This window comes from Inquilinus sp., assembly GCF_039594555.1.
In the GTDB taxonomy this organism is placed as follows: Bacteria; Pseudomonadota; Alphaproteobacteria; order DSM-16000; family Inquilinaceae; genus Inquilinus.
Genome location: NZ_JBCNNF010000487.1, coordinates 1 through 4,856, shown reverse-complemented (window position 1 = coordinate 4,856; position 4,856 = coordinate 1). Strand labels below are relative to the sequence as shown.

6 protein-coding genes are annotated in these 4,856 nt (G+C 71.8%); 5 read left to right on the top strand and 1 reads right to left on the bottom strand.

The features are described 5' to 3' along the window. From ABDW35_RS32355 to ABDW35_RS32345, 3 genes are all read left to right on the top strand, one after another. Positions 1-792 (top strand): MFS transporter (locus ABDW35_RS32355; RefSeq protein ID WP_343717962.1); only part of this gene is annotated, 792 nt, incomplete at its 5' end. An 84-nt stretch (positions 793-876) separates the two neighbouring features. Beyond that, positions 877-1,116, top strand: a complete 240-nt coding sequence (locus tag ABDW35_RS32350) for a type II toxin-antitoxin system VapB family antitoxin (RefSeq protein ID WP_343717961.1) — start codon at positions 877-879, stop codon at positions 1,114-1,116. Further along, complete coding sequence (locus ABDW35_RS32345; protein WP_343717960.1) at positions 1,116-1,529, top strand: type II toxin-antitoxin system VapC family toxin; 414 nt, start codon at positions 1,116-1,118, stop codon at positions 1,527-1,529. Before ABDW35_RS32350 ends, ABDW35_RS32345 begins: the two co-directional genes overlap by 1 nt. On the opposite strand, the gene ABDW35_RS32340 is transcribed toward ABDW35_RS32345, so the two are convergent. Then, entirely contained in the window at positions 1,526-3,745 is a 2,220-nt protein-coding gene (locus ABDW35_RS32340; protein ID WP_343717959.1) for a primosomal protein N', read from the bottom strand. The genes ABDW35_RS32345 and ABDW35_RS32340 overlap by 4 nt on opposite strands. A 79-nt stretch (positions 3,746-3,824) precedes the next feature. Between ABDW35_RS32340 and fsa the strand changes: the two genes are divergently transcribed. Both fsa and ABDW35_RS32330 read left to right on the top strand, forming a co-directional pair. Next, positions 3,825-4,517, top strand: a complete 693-nt coding sequence (gene fsa / locus ABDW35_RS32335; RefSeq protein WP_343717958.1) for a fructose-6-phosphate aldolase — start codon at positions 3,825-3,827, stop codon at positions 4,515-4,517. A 10-nt stretch (positions 4,518-4,527) separates the two neighbouring features. After that, a partial coding sequence (locus ABDW35_RS32330) for a DUF484 family protein (RefSeq protein WP_343717957.1) occupies positions 4,528-4,856 on the top strand: 329 nt, incomplete at its 3' end.

Here is a 4,856-nt window from a genome sequence, read left to right as displayed (position 1 = left end):
GGCGCGGCGGTGCTGGCTCTGGCGGTGCTGTTCGTCGCCCATGCCCGCCGCTTCCCCGACCCGGTGCTGCCGCTGCATCTGCGTCGCAACCGGGTCTTCGCCGTCGGCTGCCTGGTGCTGGCCCTGACCTTCATGGGCATGCTGGCGGCCAGCGTGTTCTTCCCGCTGTTCTTCCAGCTGGTGCTGGGGGTCAGCGCCGCGCGATCGGGCCTGCTGACCGGGCCGCTGATGCTCGGCCTCGTCGGCGCCTCGATCGTCAACGGCCGGGTGCTGCTGCGCTCCGGCCGCTACAAGCCGGCGCAGACCGGCGGGCTGGCGCTGGCGACCCTGGCCTTCGGCGTGCTGAGCTGGGCCGCATCCACGGCGCAGGGCATCCCGGTGATCGAGCCGGCGCTGATCGCCATCGGCATCGGCCTCGGCCTGGTGATGCCGAACATGACCATCGCCGTGCAGAACGCGGTGCCGCGCGAGGACCTCGGGGCGGCCACCGCCACCTTGGCCTTCTGCCGCTCGCTGGGCGGCGCGGTGGGCGTCGCCGCGGCCGGGGCGGTGCTGGCCGGGCAGCTGCGCCTGGCCGTAGGCGCCGAGGGCCTGGCCCAGGCCGGGCTGCGCCAGTTGGCCGCCCTGCCGCCGGAGGCGCATGCCGCCGCGGTCGACCTCTACCGACACGCCATCGCCACCACCTTCCTGGCCGGCACCGGCGTGATCGCCGCCGCCTTCGTGGCGATCCTGTTCCTGCCCGAGCTGCCCCTGCGCGCCAGCCACGCGCCGGCGGAGCGACCGGCCGCCTGATCGGGGCGACGCCCTTCACACCCGACGTATGGATAACGATATAGTAGCGTATGGATAGCCATTATCTAACGAGGAGGGCCGGTCGTGACACTGCAGATCCGTGACAGCCGGGCGCGCGAACTGGCTCAGGAACTGGCCTCCCGGCGCAACGTGACCATGACCGAGGCCGTCATCCAGGCGCTGGAGGCCGAGCTGCGCCGCGAGGCGGAGAAGGAGCCCCTCGCCATTCGCATCGCGCGGATCGCGGCGATCGCCGCCAGGGAAGCCGGACCCGGCGGGCGCGCCATGACCAAGGACGAGATCGATGAGATGTGGGGCCATTGATGTTCGTCGACACGTCGGTGATCGTCGCCCTGATCGCCGGTGAGCCCGATGCGCCCCGCTATGCCGACATCCTGGCGAGGGCCGAACGGCGCCTGACCTCGGGTCTTGTGGTCCTCGAAGCGGCGATGCGGCTCTCCACCCTGCTGCGGCTCGACCCGGTCAGGGCCGAGGCCCTGATCCATATGCTGCTCGACGAGGCCGGACTCACGATCGTCCCGATCGATGGCGAGACCGCCACGGCAGCCGTCGCCGCCTTCGCCACCTATGGCAAGGGCCAGGGCCATCCGGCACAGCTCAACCTCGCCGACTGCATGTCCTATGCCTGCGCCCGGACGCATGGAGTGCCGCTGCTGTTCAAGGGCGACGACTTCTCGAAGACCGACATCCAGGCGGCGGGTGTCGGCAACGCCTAAAGGAAGCTATACGGGTCGATGTCGACCTGCACCCGCACCGTGCCCGGCACCTGCACCCGCGACACCCATTCCGCCACCAGCGACTGCACGCCGATACGACGGTCGGCCTTCAGCAGCAGGCGGCGGCGGTGGCGGCCGCGCAGCATCGCCAGCGGCGCGTCGGCCGGGCCCAGCACCATCATCCCGTCGCCCTGCGGCGCCGCCCGGCCGAGATCCTGTGCCACCCGGTCGACCGCGCCGCGGTCGGGGCCGGAGACGATCAGCGCCACCAGCTTGCCGTAGGGCGGCAGGCCGCGCGACCGCCGCGCCTCCGCCTCCGACGCCAGGAAGCCGTCGCGATCGTCGGCCACCAGGGTCTGCATCACCGGATGGTCGGGCATGAAGCTCTGCAGCAGCACCCGGCCCGGCTTCTCGCCGCGCCCGGCCCGGCCGCCGACCTGGTGCAGCAGCTGCCAGGTCCGCTCCGCCGCGCGCAGGTCGCCGCCGGCGAGGCCGAGATCGGCATCGACCACCCCGACCAGCGTCAGGCCGGGGAAATGGTGCCCCTTGGCCAGGATCTGGGTGCCGATCAGCAGGTTGACGGCGCCGCTGGCGAGATCCGCCGTCAGGTCGGCGATCGCCTGGGGCCCGGAGAAGGTGTCCGAGGCGACGATCTGCCAGCGCGCCTCCGGCAGGGTGGCGTCGACCTCCTCGGCGATCCGCTCCACCCCCGGGCCGCAGGCGGCGAAGCTGCCCTCGGCCTGGCAGGACGGGCAGGTCTTGGGCAGCGGCGCCCGGTGGCCGCAATGATGGCATTCGAGGCGCCCGGCCAAGCGATGCTCGACCAGCCAGGCGGTGCAGTGCGGGCATTCCAGGCGGTGGCCGCAATGCCGGCACAGGGTCAGGGGCGCGTAGCCGCGACGGTTCAGGAACAGCATCGCCTGCTCCCCCGCCGCCAGCGTCTCCACCACCGCCTCACGCAGGGTCGGTGACAGGAAGCGGCCGCGCGGCGGCGATTCGCGGCGCATGTCGATCGCCGTCACCGAGGGCAGCCGTGCCGTGCCGTGCCGCGACGGCAGCTCCAGCGCGCCATAGCGCCCGGCCTCGACATTGGCCAGCGTCTCCAGCGACGGTGTGGCCGAGGCCAGCACCACCGGGAAGCCGCCGAGATGGCCGCGCAGCACCGCCATGTCGCGGGCCTGGTAGACGACGCCGTCCTCCTGCTTGAAGGCGCTCTCATGCTCCTCGTCGACCACGATCAGGCCGAGATCGGGATAGGGCAGGAACAGGGCCGAGCGGGCGCCGACCACCACGCGGGCCTCGCCGAAGGCCACGGCCCGCCAGTTGCGCCGGCGCTGGACTGAGGTCAGCTCGGAATGCCATTCGGTCGGGCGCACGCCGAAGCGGGCGGCGAAGCGGTCGAGCCAATGCGCCGACAGCGCGATCTCCGGCAGCAGCACCAGCACCTGCTTGCCGGCCGCCAGCGCCGCCGCCACCGCCTCGAAATAGACCTCGGTCTTGCCCGAGCCGGTGACGCCGTCGAGCAGCGTGGTTGAGTAGCCGCCGTCGGCCACCGCGTCGATCAGCCGGTCCGCCGCCTCGCGCTGGGTCTCGCCCAGCACGGCGCGCGGCCGTGACAGGTCCGGCTGCGGCACCGGGTCGAAGCCGGGCAGCAGCACGGTCTCCAGGAGCCCGGCCTCGGCCATGCCCTTGATCACGGCAGTGCCGCAGCCGGCCTCGCGCGCCAGCTCGGCCGGCAGCCGCGCCGGCCCGTCCTCCAGCACGCCCAGCACCCGCCGCCGGGCGGCGCTGAGCTTGGCGCCCTCGGGCGGAAGATCGGCACGGCGGTACGCAACGATCGGCTTCGGCGGCTCCAGCGCCCCGGTCGAGGACAGGGTCATGCGCAGCACCGCGCCGGGGGGCGACAGAGTGTAGCGGGCGACCCGGTCGATGAAATTCCGCGCCACCTCCGGCAGCGGCGGCAGGTCGAAGCGGTGTAGCACCGGCTTCAGCCGGGCGCGGGCGACCTGGCCGGTGCCCGGGCCCCAGATGACGCCGACCCGCCTGAGGCGGCCCAGCGGCACCTCGACATAGCTGCCGGGCGCAAGATCCAGCCCCTCCGGCACCGCGTAATCGTAAGCTTCCGCCAGGGGCAGCGGCAGCAGCACCCGGACCGTGGCAACCGCGCCACTCTCCTCCTCCACCGGCGTCGCTGCTGTGGCCTCGGACTCCGCCATGGGCTAGACTTGCCCCCGCGGGCCGACATCGGTGCCGCGCACCGGCCCGAAGCGACCGCTGGCCATTGGAACGAGGCCCATGAAGTTCTTCATCGATACCGCCGACTTCAACGAAATCCGTGACCTGGCCGCGACCGGCCTGGTCGATGGAGTGACGACCAACCCCTCCCTGATCGCCAAGTCCGGGGCCAAGTTCCTGGACCTGATCCCGCAGATCTGCGAGGTGGTGAAGGGTCCGGTCTCGGCCGAGGTCGCCGCGACCGACTTCGACACCATGATGGCCGAGGGCCGCAAGCTGTCCAAGATCGCGAAGAACATCGCGGTCAAGGTGCCGCTGACGCCCGCCGGCCTCAAGGTCTGCCGCACCTTGTCCGACGCCGGCACCATGGTCAACGTCACGCTGTGCTTCTCGGCCGGTCAGGCGATCCTGGCGGCCAAGGCCGGCGCGACCTTCATCTCGCCCTTCGTCGGCCGGCTCGACGATGTCGGCGAGGACGGCATGGGCCTGATCGCCGACATCGTGCAGATCTATCGCCAGTACCCGGATATCAAGACCCAGGTGCTGGTGGCGTCGATCCGCGGCCCGCGCCACGTGATCGAGGCGGCCAAGCTGGGCGCCCATGTCGGCACCCTGCCGCCGGCCGCCCTGCGCGCGCTGTACAGCCATCCGCTGACCGACAAGGGCCTGTCCGCCTTCGTGGCCGACTGGCAGAAGACCGGGCAGAGCATCCTCGACGAGGCCGAGCTCGCCGCCATCAAGAAGACGGCGTGAGGGCGGCCCGTTGGCACAGGAAGTGAAGCGGCCGGACGCCCCCACCCTGACCGCGGCGGACGTCTCGGCCTGGCTGCTGGCCCATCCGGACTTCCTGGTCCAGCACCCGGACCTGCTGGCCAGGCTGGCCCTGCCACCGCGGGACCGCGGCGAAGGGGTGATCGACCTGCAGGGCTTCCAGACCGAAAGGCTGCGCAGCCAGGTGGATCGGTTGAAGGAGCAGCAGCGCGCCTTCATCGGTGCCAGCCGCGCCAACCACAACACCCAGAACCGGGTGCATGCCGCGATCCTGTTCCTGCTGGACGCGGAGAGCTTCGAGCAGCTGATCCACACGGTGTC